Source organism: Streptomyces sp. NPDC052023, assembly GCF_044548465.1.
Taxonomy (GTDB): domain Bacteria; phylum Actinomycetota; class Actinomycetes; order Streptomycetales; family Streptomycetaceae; genus Streptomyces.
The window spans coordinates 484532-498702 of record NZ_JBIUBW010000004.1; the positions used below are offsets into that span (position 1 = coordinate 484532).

Sequence of the window (14171 nt, forward strand, 5' to 3'; positions counted from 1 at the left end):
GACAGCATTGTGATGTGCGCTCGTATGGACTGACACGCCAGCACGCCAAGTCGCCCGACCACGAAATGCAAAGGGGTCCGTTCATGGTCCAGTGCCGAATCTGCGGTGGCCCGGTCGATGAATTCTTCGACTTCGGCAGGCAGCCCGTATCCGATTCCTTCGTGACACCGCAGACGGCGGGCAGCGAGTTCTATTTCCGCCTGGCCGCGGGCGTCTGCGCGGAATGCACCATGGTGCAGCTCGTCGAAGAAGTGCCGCGTGAGCAGATGTTCCACGAGGACTATCCGTACCGTTCCGCGGGCTCGGTGGTCATGCGGGAGCACTTCGAGAAGTACGCGCACCAGCTCCTCGGGACCGAACTCGCCGGCGAGGACCCCTTCGTGGTGGAGATCGGCTCCAACGACGGGACGATGCTCAAGACCATCGGCCGGGCCGGCGTGCGCCATCTCGGCGTCGACCCCTCCGCCCAGGTGGCCGAGTTCGCGCGGGCCGAAGGCGTGCGCGTGCGCACGGACTTCTTCCAGGACGGCAGCGCCCGCGAGATCGCCGCGGCCGACGGGCCCGCGAACGTGATCTTCTCCGCGAACACCGTCAGCCACATCGCCTACATCGACTCGGTGTTCCGGGGCGTGGACGCGCTGCTCGCCCCTGACGGCATCTTCGTCATCGAGGACCGCTACCTGGGCGCGATCATCGGGCAGAACGCCTTCGACCAGATCTACGACGAGCACTTCTACCTGTTCTCGGTGACCTCGGTGCGGGCCATGGCCGAGCGCTTCGGGTTCGAACTGGCCGACGTGGAGCCCCTGGCCGTGCACGGCGGGTCGATGCGGTACACCATCGCCCGCCCCGGGCGGCGGGCCGTGTCCGCGGCCGTCACCGAGCACGTCGAGCGCGAGCGCGAGACGGGCCTGACCCGCCCGGAGACCTATCACCGCTTCGCGCAGCACGTGCGGGAGAGCTGCCGCGAACTCGTGCGGCTGCTGACCGAACTCCGCGACCAGGGCCGCTCGGTGGTGGCCTACGGGGCCACCGCCAAGAGCGCCACGGTCATCAACTACTGCGGTATCGGGCCGGACCTGGTCCCCTTCATCTGCGACAACACCCCGGCCAAGCAGGGCCGGCTCGCCCCGGGCACGCACATTCCCGTCCGGCCGTCCGAGGACTTCGCGAAGCCCTACCCGGACTATGCGCTCCTCTTCGCGTGGAACCACGCGGAGGAAATCATGGCGAAGGAACGGGAATTCCGTGCGGCGGGGGGCAAGTGGATCCTCTACGTGCCCGAAGTCCACATCGTCTGAAGTCCACCCACCCCATCACCCAGAATTCCAACCGGAAGGTGTCATGAACAAGTACGCCGGCAAGAAGGCCGTGGTCACCGGTGGCACGCACGGCATCGGCATGGCCGTCGTCAAGCAGCTCCTCGACGGCGGCGCCGAGGTGCTGCTCACCGGTCTCAACGAGACGAACATCGAAAAGGCCCGCGCCGAACTCGGAGCGCGCGCCCACGTGGTGCGCTCCGACGCGGCGAGCATGGCCGACATCGAGGCGCTGGGCAAGGCGGTCGAGGAAACCCTGGGCGAGGTGGACTTCGTCTTCGTCAACGTCGGCTTCCTGAAGTTCGGTTCCCTCAGCCAGGTCACCGAGGAAACCTACGACCGCATGTTCGACACCAACACCAAGGGCGCCTTCTTCACCGCGCAGCGGCTCGCGCCGCTGGTCAAGGACGGCGGCTCGTTCGTCTTCACCACCGCCGTCGCCGTCGGCATGGGCTTCGTCGCCACCAGCGTCGGCACCGGCATGAAGGCAGCCATCCGGGCCTTCTCCAAGGTCTTCGCCTCCGAGCTGCTGCCGCGCCGGATCCGTGTCAACACGATCAGCCCCGGTTTCACCGACACCCCCACGATGGGCATCGCGGAGATCTCCGACGAACTGCGCGCCGCCAACATCAAGGAGGGGATCGAGCTGACGCCGATGCGCCGCTTCGGCACGGCCGACGAGGCCGCCACGGCCGTGCTCTTCCTCGGCTTCGACGCCACCTTCACCACCGGCGTCGACCTGCCCGTCGACGGCGGCCTCGGCCAGGGCCTGGAGTGGCCGCACGACGAGATCGTCGAGCACTGAGAGCGGGCCGGGCCAGCGGACCGAGTCGGACCAACAGACAGAGGTGGAGCGATGACCAGTCGCACGCAACGCACCAAGGTCGCGGTGATCGGCGGTGGCATGGCCGGCTGCGCCGCCGCCCGTCAGCTGCTTCGCGGCGGCCGTGACGTAGTCGTCTTCGAGACGTCGGACGGGCTCGGGGGCCGGGCCCGCTCCTGGCACCGGCCGGAGATCGAACCCGACGTCGGCATCAACCTGATGTACGTCAGCTTCTACAAGCTGATGACCCAGCTGATCAAGGAGTACGGGCTCGAGGACGAGCTGGTCCGGATCTCCAGCAACGTCTGGATCTCCGACCACGGCCGGACCGTTCCGCTGTCCTCCGACTCGCCGCTCAGCCTGCTGACGTACCGGCACGTCAAGCTGCGTGACCGGGTCGCCTTCCTGCTCAGCACCCTCGCTCAGGTGGCACGCAAGAAGCAGCTCGACCTGTTCGATCCGGTCAAGTCCGCCCCGTTCGACGACGGGCAGACCGCGGCCGACTGGGGCTACCGGCAGGTGTCCGAGCGGGGCTTCGACTTCCTGCTGCGCCCCCAGATCGAGGGCTTTTGGAACTTCGCCTGCGAGGAGATCTCCGCCGTCCACGCCCGCGCCCTGCTCGCCTGGATGGGAGGCTCCGGGTTCTACGTGCTGCGGGGCGGCATGGAGATCCTCGCCGAGAAGAACGCCGAGGGTGCCGACCTGCGGTTGTCGCACGAGGTCACCGGACTTCAGCCGGACGGCGCCGGCATCACGGTCACGGCCGTGGGCCCGGACGGCACCCCGGTCACCGAGGGCTTCGACGAGGTGGTGGTCGCCACGCCCGCGCCGATCGCCGCCAAGCTCGTCGCCGCGCTGCCCTCGCGGACCGTGGGCGCGGAGACCCGTTCGTACCTGGAATCGCAGCAGTACGAGCCGGCCCTGTCCGTCTCCTACCTGGTCGACGCGGGCGCGCTGCCCGCGGAGGCGCACATCGTGGCCGGCGGCCCGGAGGACCCGCCGCTGCGCAACATGATCACCTACCCGCGCACGGTGCGGGACGACGCGGGCCGGCCCGTCGACAAGCTGCTCGTGTTCGCCTACCCGGGACGTGCCAACACCCGCCGTCTGCTGGGCCGTTCCCCCGAGGAGCAGTTCGCCGAGGTGACGAAGCTGCTGCCCACGCTGTGGCCGGACTTCCCGGTCGGCGGCGCCGAGCCCTTCCAGATCGCCGAGCGGCCCTACGGGTTCCCCATCCCGGCGCCGGGCCGCTACCGCCGGTCCGTGCGGGTGCTGCGCGAGCAGCGGCCTCCGGTCGTCTTCGCCGGCGACTACTTCAACTCACCCACGACGGAAGCGGCGATGCTCTCGGGCGTCCGGGCCGCCGCGGCGCTCACGAAGGCAGGTTGAGACAGCCCATGAAGGTCCTGTTCATCCCCGGAAACAGCCCGTACCCGATCTTCTCCCACGCCCCGCTGGCCACGGCCGTGCGCAATGCCGGCCACCAGGTGTTCATGGGTGGCATCGACTGGGTGCTGCCGAACATCACCAGCGTCGGCCTGCCCGCGGTGAAGATCTCCCCGGTGTCCATGGAAGAGGTCGGCGCCTTCATGGGCGCCATGCCGGAGGACCCGGTCGAGCAGCTCAAGGCGGTGGGCCGGGTCTACGCCGAGATCGCCGTGGACAGCCTCGACCGACTGCTCGACCTGGCCGACCACTGGCGGCCCGACCTCGTCGTCGGCGGCGGCATGTTCTACACGGCCCCGCTGCTCGCCCACCACCTGGGCATCCCCGGTGTGCGCCTGGAGTGGGACCGTATCGACTGCCGCGGCTACGACCCGGGTGCCGAACCCGTGCTCGCCCCGGTCCTCGCCGAGCTGGGCCTGGACCGCGTGCCGGGCCCCGACCTGTGGCTCGACGTGTGCCCGCCCAGCCTGCGGCCCGCCGACGCGATCCCGGCCAAGCCCATGCGCTGGGTGCCGGGCAACCCACAGAAGCCCCTGGAGCCGTGGATGTACACCAAGGGCGACCGCCCCCGGGTCTACATCACCGCGGGAACCCGGCTGTTCAGCGGCGACGGACTGCGCGACATGGCGCGCAGCATCGGCAAGCTGGGCGCCGAAGTGGTCGTCGGCGCTCCCGAGAACGTCGCCGCCGAGGTGCGGGACGAACTGCCCGACGTGCACGTCGGCTGGGTGCCGCTCGACGTCCTCGCCCCCACCTGCGACGTCATCATCCACCACGGAGGCGGCGGCACCGACATGACCTCCCTGAACGCCGGGGTGCCGCAGCTCGTCGCCCACCCCGAGTACCCCACCACGGCCACCCGGCAGATCGTCGAGTACGGGGCCGCCGCCCTCGTCGAGTCCGGCGGCTACGAGGAGATCAACGCGGCCTGCGAGCTGCTGCTGAAGGACCCCTCGTTCCGCGAACGGGCGCGGACGGTCTCGCGGGAGATGGCGCAGCTTCCCCCGGCGGCGGAGATCGTCGCCGACCTGGAGCGCCTGGTGGACGACCGGGCCTGAGACCCACCCGGCACCGGGCGAGGTGAGAGGAGAACACGGTGCGTATCGCCGCGACGGCGATCCCCGGGGCGTACCTGGTGACCCCCGAGCAACTGCCGGACGAGCGCGGCGCCTTCTGGGAAGGCATGCGCGCCGACAAGCTGGAGAAGGTGCTGGGCGAGCCGTTCGTGCCCCGGCAGATCAGCTACTCCGTGTCCCGCGGCAACACCCTGCGCGGCATCCACACGGTGGCCGTCCCGCCCGGGCAGGCCAAGTACGTCAGCTGCGTACGCGGCGCGCTGCGCGACATCATCGTCGACCTGCGCGTCGGCTCGCCCACCTTCGGGCAGCACCACGTGTGCACCCTCGACGCGTCCTCGGGCCGCGCCCTCTACATCCCCGAGGGCGTCGGCCACGGCTTTCTGACACTCGCCGACGACACCTGTATCTGTTACGTCATGTCGACCGTGTACGCGCCGGGCACCCAGATCGACATCGACCCCTTCGACCCCGAACTCGCCCTCCCCTGGGACATCACCGACAAGCCCCTGATGTCACCGAAGGACAAGGCCGCGGCCGGCCTCGCACGGACTCTGGCCGCGGGGGTGCTGCCACGCTGGAACGAGGAGAAACCGTGACGGAAGCCATCCGCGTCGGAGTCCTCGGGTGCGCGGAGATCGCGCGCCGCCGGATGCTGCCCGCCTTCGCCCGCTCCCCGGCCTTCGAGGTCGCCGCGATCGCCTCCCGGGACCCCGGCCGCGGCGCGGCCACGGCCGGCCCCTACGGGGCGCGGGCGCTGCCCGGCTACGCCCGTCTGATCGAGGACGGGGACGTGGACGCGGTCTACATCCCCTTGCCGGCCGCCCTGCACGCCCGGTGGGCCGAGGCGGCGCTGCGGGCCGGCAAGCACGTGCTCGCCGAGAAGCCACTGACCACGGATCCGGAGGTGACCGCGGAGCTGTACGCGCTGGCGCACGCCCGAGGCCTGGCCCTGATGGAGAACGTGATGTTCGTCCATCACGGCCAGCACGCGCGCGTGCGCCGGCTGGTCGAGGACGGCGCCATCGGTGAACCGCGCTCCTTCCAGGCGACGTTCACGGTGCCCCGGCGCCCCCTGGACGACATCCGCTACCGCCCGGAGCTCGGTGGCGGAGCCCTGTGGGACACCGGCGTGTACCCGGTGCGCGCCGCGCAGCACCTCCTCGGCGCCGACCTGACCGTCGTGGGCGCCGTCGCCACGGCGGCACCCGGGTTCGGCGTCGACACCGCCGGAGCCGCCCTGCTGCGCCGCGCCGGCGACGGTGCCTGCGTCCACCTCTCCTACGGCCTCGACCACGGCTACCGCAGCACCTACGAGGTGAGCGGCAGCACCGGCCGGCTGACCCTCGACATGGCCTTCACACCGGCCGCCGATCACGTTCCCGTGGTGCGGCTGCACGACCGGACCGGCGCCCGGGAGCTGACACTCGACCGCGAGGACCAAGTGGCGAACACCGTGGCGGCCTTCGCCGAAGCGGTGCACCGCCACGGCGTCCCGCCCGAGGTCGAGCAGGCCACGCTGGACCAGGCGAAGCTGTTGCGCGAGATCGTGCGCTCCGCCGCCCCGGCCCCGGCGTTCCGCGACTGACCCCCCGCACGGCTGAGCGGCACCCGGTCCTCGGGACCGGGTGCCGCTCAGCCGTGGACACCACCGTGCGGGTCGCGTCCTCGCGCCTCAGCGTACGGTGTGCGTGCCGACCGTGTGATCGGGGCCCAGCTCCTCGATGCGGTAGTCACCCGTGGGGAAGCTGGGCGTCGGCAGCGGATCCGGGTACGCGGCCTCCTCACGCGGTGCCTGCCGGCGTACGTACGCCGCCCGCACCTTGAGCGCGGTGTGCACCGCGACCCGCAGCAGCCGTGAGGGCTCGGCCACCCCGAACGCCCTTCGCATGTGCGGTGTCAGCAGCGCGGGCAGCGCCGCCGCCGCCACCTTGCGGCCCAGCGGCTGGAGCCGCTTCGGAAGCCATCCCGCCAATGGCTCGATGACCGTGTTCCGCAGCACCTGCCACAGCGTCACCGCCTCCGGCGAGTACGCGAAGTGCTGCTCCACGTACGCGTCGTGGAACCGGGCGAAGTCCTCGTACGAGCCCGGAATGTCCTTCAGGCCCATGAGCTCGCCCTGCTCCCGCATGTGCAGATAGGCCGCGGTCCGCTCCTGGTCGCTCAGCGGCCGCCAACCGTAGCGGTCCACCCAGCGGATCTGTATCAGCATGCTCGTGGCGAGGACGAACAGGTACTCGTCGTTGCTGATGCTCCACTGCTGCTTCTCGTCACTGATGTGCCGGACCGCGTTCTTGTGGATGCGGTTCATCTGCCGGGCCGCCGCCCGGCCACGCTCGTCCTTGAACCCGCGCCGCACCATCTCCAGGCTGATCAGCGCGAAGTGCTCCATGCGCCGCTGCGTGTTCTGGGTCAGCTCCCCGGTCCGTACGAGAAGCGCGGCCATGTGCGGCGGCGCGACGCTGTTGCAGAACGCCAGCGCTCCGGCGACGCCGAAGTCCCACGGGAACTCGTAGCCCATGTCGAGCCACCAGATGCGGCTGTACTCCTCCTTGACGTCCATGCCCTGGATCTCCCGGAGTCGGGCATAACGCCTGTTGCTGTCCGTGGCCATGCCGCGGCCTCTCCTCTCACCGGTCACCTTGGATTGCGGGCCGCTGACGCTCGGTCCGCCGGACGGCGGCGGTCCCGCCGGGCTCGCCGGGACCGCCGCCGGTCAGCCCTGGCCCTGCAGATGCTTCTGCAGCTCCAGGCGTTTGATCTTGGTGGTGGCCGTCTGGGGCAGGTCCTCCAGCCGCCACTGCACCGGCTCGGCCAGCGCCGGCAGATCGGCGACCGCGGACTTCCACGCCACCGGATCGAGCGGCCGGTCGTCCCGCGTCGCCACCACCGGCACCGGTCGTCCGTCCGGGCCCGGCACGATGATCGCCTCGGTCAGCTCGGGCAGCCTGCCGAACAGCTTGTCCTCGATCTCCAGCGTGCTGTCGATGCCCGGGATCTCGTCAACCTCCCGGTCCAGCAGGTGCAGGCAGCCCCACTTCGTCCGGTAGCCCACGTCGCCCATACGCCACCAGTCGTCGTTGACCTGCTTCTCCCAGCGCCCGTGCTCCCCGAGGTAGGTGACGATCCGGCCGTCGCTCTTGACCTCGATGAACCCGGGGGAGGACTTGGTGGGCGCCTTGCCGTCACGGCTCACCACGCGCACCGCCGTCATCCCGGGGAACGGCCGGCCCACACAGCGGCCCTCGGCCTCCGCGCCGCGCCGCGGGCTGTAGGTGCGGCCGGCGATGGGTCCCACCTCGCTCTGCCCGTACATCTGGATGAAGGTGGCGCCGCTCCTGCGCGAGGCGTTCAGCAGGCGGTGCACCGTGCGCGGGTGGATGGCGTCGAAGGTGGAACTGAAGTACTTGACCTTCGCCAGCGGCGCCCGGGGGTCCTCGGCCAGTTCCTCCCAGCGCATGAAGGTGTTGGGGTGTGCCTCGATGAGACCGGGCGGCACCTGGCCGAACAACTCACCCACCGTCCGCGGGTCGTCGTCGCGCAGGATGAGAACCGGGTGCCCCTGGAGCACCGCGATGGGCAGTGCCGTGAACATGCGCGAGTGCACGAACGACACATGGATCGCCACGGGTTCGTTCGCGCCGACCAGCCGGGCGACCGTGCCCTGCGGGCGGTAGCGGGCCTGGAAGGTGCGGCCGGTGTGCACGGCCAGCTTCGGCACGCCCGTGGTGCCGGACGTGTGCGTGATCAGCGTCGGATGGTCCGGCGACATCCGCGCCGGTGCCGTCCGCGGGCTGCTGGCGAGCGACGCCAGCTCGATGGCGCCCTCGTGGCTGCCGGACGTCAGGAGCAGCTTGCGGGTCAGCCCGGAGACCTCCGCCGGCAGATCGTGGTCGAGCTTGGCCTGATCGGTCACCAGGAAGGGCATGTCCACCCGGCGCAGCAGCTCGGCCACCGTCGCCCCGTCGAGCTTCGGGGACAGCAGCACCGGCACCGCGCCGATGCGGGCCGTCGAGCAGGCGAGCAGGGTGATGTCGAAGCCGTTGGTCTTGTGGATGACGACGCGTTCGCCGGTGCGGACGCCCGCCGCCCACAGCCGGGACGCGAAGTCGTCCACGAGCGCCGCGACCTCGGTCAGCGTCAGGCGCCTTCCGCGCTCCGGCGCGATGTCCAGTTCGTGGTCGAGAATCAGTGGGCTCGCCGGATGCTTCGCTGCCGCCCGGTCGAACAGTGTGCCCAGGCGTATTCCCTTGTTCGCTATGCGCTGCAGAAACATGCGGATCCTCTGGGTCGAAGAAGAACAGCGGTCAGGATTCGATGACCTTCTTGATGCGCTGGAGTGTGGCGTCGAGGTCCTGCGCCAGTTTCGAGGTCCACTCCTCGACGAACTTCACGCGTTCGGTCTCGTCGAGGTCCGCGACGATCTTGTGGATTCCCGCCGTGGCCGTGCCCATACGGAAGTGATGGGTCAGCACGGCCCCGCGGCCGGCCGGCTCGATACCGAAGCCCCAGACGCTTTCCTGGTCGGCGCCCGCGTGCGACAGCATCATCCAGCGGAACGAACGACCCGGCTCGGCAGCCACCACCCGCGCGTCCGTGTACCAGGTGCCACGGACCAGAGGCGCCCAGGCGACGACGTCCTCGCTGCGCAGATTCTCCCCGCGAAAGACCGCGCCGACCGTCGCGGGCTCTCCGGAAATCCATTCACCGCCCTGGCACTCCGGGCTCCATTCGCCGCTGCGGCGCAGATCGCTCACCACGTCGTAGATCTCTTCCGCGGTCGCCTCGACATGGATGTCGGCGCTCAGTTCGAACAGCGGGCTTTTCTCGATGATGGAAGTCATGCGAGAGAGCGTCGCAGTATCCCGCACAGGCCGTCAGACGACTGCCGCAGGATTAGTCAGGTTCACGGCGCACCGGTTCACCGCCCGCGGGCCGCGTCGCGTCACCGGCTCCTACCCCTCGCGGTGCAGGACGACCTTTCCCCGCGCCTTGCCCTCCTCGACGAGGCGGTGCGCCTCGGCAGCGGCACTCAACGGCAGCGCGTGCACGGCGGGCGGACGCAGCGAACCGTCCGCGAGGAGACGGCCGATGTGCCGGGCCGCCTCGGCCAGTTCGTCGGCCGAGGCCTGCGAGATGGCGAAGCCGACGATCGAGCAGTCCTTCACGTACAGGCGGCCCGCGGGCAGCGACGGGCACGTCTCGAGCCCCGAGAGCAGCACGATCCTGCCCCGTCTCGCCAGCAGGTCCACCGCGGTCGCCAGGTCGTTGCGCGCGGAGGTGTCGACGTACATGTCGACGCCCGAGGGCGCCGCCGCACGGATGCGCTCGGCCACCCGGTCGTCCCGGTAGTCGACGAAGGCCTCGGCGCCCAGCGCCCGTACTCGCGCGGCGCTGTCCCGGCCCGCCACCGCGACGACCCGGGCACCGGCGCGCGCCGCCATGAGCACCAGGGCGCTGCCCACGTTGCCGCCCGCACCCACGACGACCACCGTCTCGCCCACCCGGAGCCGGCCGTGCGTGAACAGTGCGAGGTACGCCGTCGCCGCCGGATGGGCCACGGCCACGGCGTCGGCCGCCGCCACACCGTCGGGCAACCGGTACAGCCGGTCGGCGGTCACCAGTGCCTGCTCGGCCGCGGCGCCCTGGCGTCCGGCATGCCCGAGGCTGTTGCACCACACCCTGTCGCCGGGGGAGAAGCCCACGGCAGCCGGTCCGGTCGCGGCCACGGTACCGACGAGGTCGCGTCCCACGACGAACGGCAGCGGCACGTCGGTGCGCCAGGCACCCGAACGCACAAAGGTGTCCACGTGGTTGACCGCGCTGACCTCCACGTCGACGAGGACGTCGGCCGTTCCGGTCCGGAGCGGGGGCAGTTCGCCGTACCGGATCGCATCCGGCGGGCCGAATTGTTCGATATAGGCGGCAAGCATGTCCCGATCCTGCCGCAGGCCACGACCCCCGGCGTGGGCAACGCCCCCACAGTGTGTCACCTGGACCGGCGCCGGATCACCTCAACGTGACGGTTCACAGCGGTACTTGACATAGACGGGGGACTCCCGTGTCGGCTGCGCCGCGCCCGGGGCACGCTGAGGCCGCCTTGGAACCCAGACCGGACGCGCGCCGAATGGAGCTGCATGTGAGTATGTTGAACAGGCGACGGTTCATCGTCGGAGCGGGTGCCGCCGCGGCCGCCTCCGGGACCGTCGCCGCACTCGGAACGGCAACGCCCGCCGCGCACGCGGCCCCCGCAGCCACGGCCGGCGCCATCCCCACCGTCAGGCCCGGCGACCCCCGGTACGTCGACATGGTGTCGGGCATGAACGCCCGCCTCGTCGGCACCCCCGAGGCCGTGCGGCTGCCCGCAACCACGCGCCAGGTCGTCCAGGTGGTGCGGGAGGCCGTCGAGGCCGACAAGCGGATCGTGGTGCGCAGCGGTGGGCACTGCTTCGAGGACTTCGTCTTCAACAAGGAAGCCCAGATCATCGCCGACCTGCGGCTGATGAACCGGGTCGGCTACGACGAGGAGCGGCGCGCCTTCTACGTCGAGCCCGGCGCCACCCTGCTCGACATCTACGAGACGCTGCACAACGGCTGGGGAGTGACCATTCCCGGCGGCGGCTGCCACAGCGTCGGCGCGGGCGGCCACTTCGCCGGCGGCGGCTACGGCGTCCTGTCGCGGTCGCACGGCATCGTCATCGACCACGTGTACGCCGCCGAGGTCGTCACGGTCGACCGCAAGGGCCGGGTCAAGGCGGTCGTGGCCACCAGGGAGCCGGACGACCCCAACCGCGACCTGCTGTGGGCCCTGGCGGGCGGCGGCGGAGGCAACTTCGGGATCGTCACCAAGTACTGGCTGCGCAGCCGGGGCGCCAAGGGCGCCGATCCGGGGCAACTGCTGCCCAGGCCGCCGTCCAGGGTCATCTACACCCAGGTCACCTGGCCCTGGGAGCAGATCACCGAGGCGGGCTTCACCAACCTGCTGCGCAAGTACAGCCAGTGGTCGAAGGCCAACGCCTCCCTCGACTCGAAGTACCTGGACCTCGGGCACTGGCTGTTCCTGAACCACGTCTCCGCGGGGACCCTCTTCATGGTGGCGCAGATCGACGCCGACAAGCCCGGCGCCCAGAAGCGGATGGACGACTTCGTCAAGTTCCTCAGCGACGCCATGGGCGCCGAGCCGAACTGGCACGACTCCCAGAACCTGCCGTTCATGAAGGCCACCACGTACAGCACGACCGGCGGTGAGACCCTCAACAACCCGAACCTGCGCACCTTCCACAAGTCGGCGTTCGTCAAGGACGTCTTCCCGCAGCGCCAGATCGACGCGCTCTACAAGCACCTGACGCGCACCGACTACAACAACACCTACAGCTACATCGTGCTGGCCTCCGCGGGCGGCCGGATCAACGAACTGAGCCCCACCGCGACCCCGGCACCGCACCGCGACGCGCACCTGCTGATGTTCTACGAGACCTACTGGCACAAGGCCGACCAGGACGAGGCGAACATCGCCTGGCTGCGCGACATCTACCGTGACGTGTACGCCGACACCGGCGGTGTGCCCGTGCCCAACAAGGTCACCGACGGCTGCTACATCAACTATCCGGACTCGGACCTGAGCAACCCCGAGTTCAACAAGTCCAGCACGCCCTGGCACCAGCTCTACTACGGGGAGAACTACGCCCGGCTCCAGAAGGTCAAGGCGGCCTGGGACCCGCGCAACGTCTTCCACCACCGGCAGTCCGTCGAACTGCCGGGCAGGTAGAGCCGCCGACACGGAAGCGGGCTGTGCGACCGGGACGGTCGCACAGCCCGCTTCCGTCCGCCTCCGCCTCGCCGCCGCACGAGTCCGGCGGCGAGGCGGAGCCGGTCCCTCACAGCAGCGCGCGTGCCTCGGCGATCAGCTCCACCTGACGCTGCCAGTCGCCGCCGTCGACCACGAGATCGAGGTGGTCGGCGCCGGCCTCGGCGTACGCGGCGAACCGCTCCGCCGCCTCCTTGGGGGTGCCGCCGATCGGGACCAGCGGTGCCTCCTCGGGCGACAGCCCGTACATGTCCACGAGGCTGCGCTCGAACGCGGCGCGCGCCGTGCGCACCGACTCCTCGTCCCCGAGCCCGGCGTGCAGCCACACCGTGGTGCTCGGCGCGGGCCGTCCCGCCTCCTCGGCGATCTCACGCAGCCGCGCGGTCCCACGGGCCACCGTCGCCGCCGGCGCCATGGACGGCAGCCAGCCGTCCGCGTACAGCGCGGCGCGCCGGATCGCGCCGTCGGAGTTGCCGCCGATCAGCACCGGGGGCGCGGGTACGGCAGGCGCCAGCGTCAGGGTGGGACCGCCCGGCACGTCCGGCAGGGTGGTCTCCTCGCCGGCCAGCAGCTTCGGCAGCAGCTCCAGGGAGCTCACGAGCCGTGCGTTCCGGCCTTCCGGGACGGCGCCGACGGCTTGCCAGAACGGGGTCCCGGGGGCTCCGCCCGACCCGACGCCGAGGACGACGCGGTTGCCGGACAGGTGCTGCAACGTGCCGATCTGGGCGGCGGTCCAGGCGACGTTGCGCAGGGGCAGCACCATGAGGGCGAACCGCAGCTCCACCCGCTCGGTGACGGCCGCCGCGGCCGAGAGCGCGACGGTCGCCTCCAGGGCCGGTGTGCCGTTCCCCATGACGAAGTCGGACACAGACACGGAATCAAGACCGGTCTGTTCGACGTGCCGGGCACCGGCCGCCATACCTGGGAAGCCTTTCGGCGCCAGATCGGCCATGGTGGGCAGGGAAATGCCGACTTTGATCGCTGGCAAGACATCCTCCGTGTCGCGCGACAGATGGGAGCGTGCCACCGCCCCGGACGGACCGCCACGCGGCAATGGCCGTTGCAGCGTAGCGACGCGGGGGGCCGGAACCCGGGGCCCGTGATCGCACTATGTCAGTTCGGCCGACACCTGACGAAGCCCGGGAGCAGGCCTTGCCCGGCGCAGGCGGTTCGGTTCAACTCGTGCTGTTGTTACGGCAGCTGCCGGGGCGTCAGTACCTGAAGCGCGGCGTTGCCCGGCGCGTGCTCGTGGTCAGGACGACTCTGGAGTCACTACGACATGACTGTTGCAGCCAAGGAAGCCGGCGATCTCGGCAAGGGACGAAAAGCGGTCACGCGTCTGGACCGGGTGATCATCAGGTTCGCGGGGGACTCGGGTGACGGTATGCAGCTCACCGGTGACCGTTTCACCTCGGAGACCGCGTCGTTCGGCAACGACTTGTCGACGTTGCCGAACTTCCCGGCGGAGATCCGGGCTCCTGCCGGGACGTTGCCGGGTGTGTCGTCGTTCCAGCTGCACTTCGCCGATCATGACATCCTCACGCCGGGTGACGCGCCGAACGTGCTGGTCGCGATGAATCCGGCGGCGTTGAAGGCGAACGTGGGTGATCTGCCGCGGGGTGCGGAGGTCATCGTCAACACGGACGAGTTCACCAAGCGGGCGATGCAGAAGGTCGGGTACGACACCAATCCGCTGGAGG

General features: G+C 70.4%; 13 protein-coding genes. 8 read left to right on the forward strand and 5 right to left on the reverse strand.

Features of this window, described 5'->3' with window-relative positions; genetic code table 11:
* Positions 1-83 precede the first annotated feature (83 nt).
* Genes ACIHCM_RS12520 through ACIHCM_RS12545 form a run of 6 tightly spaced genes read left to right on the forward strand, consistent with a single transcriptional unit; the run spans position 84 to position 6252 of the window.
* On the forward strand, positions 84-1301 hold the full coding sequence (locus ACIHCM_RS12520; protein WP_399893329.1) for a methyltransferase domain-containing protein: 1218 nt from the start codon (positions 84-86) through the stop codon (positions 1299-1301).
* Positions 1302-1344: 43 nt separating this feature from the next.
* Positions 1345-2124: an SDR family oxidoreductase gene (locus ACIHCM_RS12525; protein WP_399893332.1), complete on the forward strand. Its 780-nt coding sequence runs from the start codon at positions 1345-1347 to the stop codon at positions 2122-2124.
* 51 nt (positions 2125-2175) lie between these two features.
* Positions 2176-3531 carry an FAD-dependent oxidoreductase gene (locus ACIHCM_RS12530; protein ID WP_399893335.1) on the forward strand — a complete coding sequence of 452 codons (1356 nt, stop codon included), beginning with the start codon at positions 2176-2178 and terminating at the stop codon, positions 3529-3531.
* 8 nt (positions 3532-3539) lie between these two features.
* Entirely contained in the window at positions 3540-4646 is a 1107-nt protein-coding gene (locus ACIHCM_RS12535; protein ID WP_399893337.1) for a nucleotide disphospho-sugar-binding domain-containing protein, read from the forward strand.
* Between the two features lie 38 nt (positions 4647-4684).
* Entirely contained in the window at positions 4685-5263 is a 579-nt protein-coding gene (locus tag ACIHCM_RS12540; protein ID WP_399893340.1) for a dTDP-4-dehydrorhamnose 3,5-epimerase family protein, read from the forward strand.
* Entirely contained in the window at positions 5260-6252 is a 993-nt protein-coding gene (locus tag ACIHCM_RS12545) for a Gfo/Idh/MocA family protein (RefSeq protein WP_399893343.1), read from the forward strand. The genes ACIHCM_RS12540 and ACIHCM_RS12545 overlap by 4 nt, the downstream gene beginning before the upstream one ends.
* Positions 6253-6339: 87 nt before the next feature.
* Here ACIHCM_RS12545 and ACIHCM_RS12550 read toward each other — a convergent pair whose 3' ends face one another.
* The 4 genes from ACIHCM_RS12550 to ACIHCM_RS12565 form a co-directional block, all read right to left on the reverse strand.
* The gene (locus ACIHCM_RS12550) at positions 6340-7278 is read right to left on the reverse strand and encodes an oxygenase MpaB family protein (RefSeq protein WP_399893346.1); all 939 of its coding nucleotides are present in this window, start codon (positions 7276-7278) and stop codon (positions 6340-6342) included.
* Positions 7279-7380: 102 nt separating this feature from the next.
* Entirely contained in the window at positions 7381-8940 is a 1560-nt protein-coding gene (locus tag ACIHCM_RS12555; RefSeq protein ID WP_399893349.1) for a class I adenylate-forming enzyme family protein, read from the reverse strand.
* 31 nt (positions 8941-8971) lie between these two features.
* On the reverse strand, positions 8972-9508 hold the full coding sequence (locus ACIHCM_RS12560) for an SRPBCC family protein (RefSeq protein ID WP_399893352.1): 537 nt from the start codon (positions 9506-9508) through the stop codon (positions 8972-8974).
* A gap of 111 nt (positions 9509-9619) precedes the next feature.
* Positions 9620-10597, reverse strand: a complete 978-nt coding sequence (locus tag ACIHCM_RS12565; RefSeq protein ID WP_399893355.1) for an NADPH:quinone reductase — start codon at positions 10595-10597, stop codon at positions 9620-9622.
* A gap of 212 nt (positions 10598-10809) precedes the next feature.
* Here ACIHCM_RS12565 and ACIHCM_RS12570 point away from each other — a divergent pair, with 212 nt between their 5' ends.
* Positions 10810-12432, forward strand: coding sequence for an FAD-binding oxidoreductase (locus ACIHCM_RS12570; RefSeq protein WP_399893414.1), 1623 nt, complete (start codon positions 10810-10812; stop codon positions 12430-12432).
* Positions 12433-12541: 109 nt separating this feature from the next.
* On the opposite strand, the gene ACIHCM_RS12575 is transcribed toward ACIHCM_RS12570, so the two are convergent.
* Positions 12542-13423, reverse strand: coding sequence for an LLM class flavin-dependent oxidoreductase (locus tag ACIHCM_RS12575; RefSeq protein WP_399893417.1), 882 nt, complete (start codon positions 13421-13423; stop codon positions 12542-12544).
* 327 nt (positions 13424-13750) lie between these two features.
* Between ACIHCM_RS12575 and ACIHCM_RS12580 the strand changes: the two genes are divergently transcribed.
* Positions 13751-14171, forward strand: a 421-nt coding sequence (locus tag ACIHCM_RS12580) for a 2-oxoacid:acceptor oxidoreductase family protein (protein ID WP_399893358.1), incomplete at its 3' end; no start/stop codon positions are given.

Bases quoted from the DNA above. Each gene is read 5' to 3' on its own strand.
- ACIHCM_RS12550 (WP_399893346.1), bottom strand. From the start codon at position 7,278: ATGGCCACGGACAGCAACAGGCGTTATGCCCGACTCCGGGAGATCCAG.
- ACIHCM_RS12520 (WP_399893329.1), top strand. From the start codon at position 84: ATGGTCCAGTGCCGAATCTGCGGTGGCCCGGTCGATGAATTCTTCGAC.
- ACIHCM_RS12530 (WP_399893335.1), top strand. From the start codon at position 2,176: ATGACCAGTCGCACGCAACGCACCAAGGTCGCGGTGATCGGCGGTGGC.
- ACIHCM_RS12525 (WP_399893332.1), top strand. From the start codon at position 1,345: ATGAACAAGTACGCCGGCAAGAAGGCCGTGGTCACCGGTGGCACGCAC.
- ACIHCM_RS12565 (WP_399893355.1), bottom strand. From the start codon at position 10,597: ATGCTTGCCGCCTATATCGAACAATTCGGCCCGCCGGATGCGATCCGG.
- ACIHCM_RS12570 (WP_399893414.1), top strand. From the start codon at position 10,810: ATGTTGAACAGGCGACGGTTCATCGTCGGAGCGGGTGCCGCCGCGGCC.
- ACIHCM_RS12575 (WP_399893417.1), bottom strand. From the start codon at position 13,423: ATGGCCGATCTGGCGCCGAAAGGCTTCCCAGGTATGGCGGCCGGTGCC.
- ACIHCM_RS12560 (WP_399893352.1), bottom strand. From the start codon at position 9,508: ATGACTTCCATCATCGAGAAAAGCCCGCTGTTCGAACTGAGCGCCGAC.
- ACIHCM_RS12555 (WP_399893349.1), bottom strand. From the start codon at position 8,940: ATGTTTCTGCAGCGCATAGCGAACAAGGGAATACGCCTGGGCACACTG.
- ACIHCM_RS12535 (WP_399893337.1), top strand. From the start codon at position 3,540: ATGAAGGTCCTGTTCATCCCCGGAAACAGCCCGTACCCGATCTTCTCC.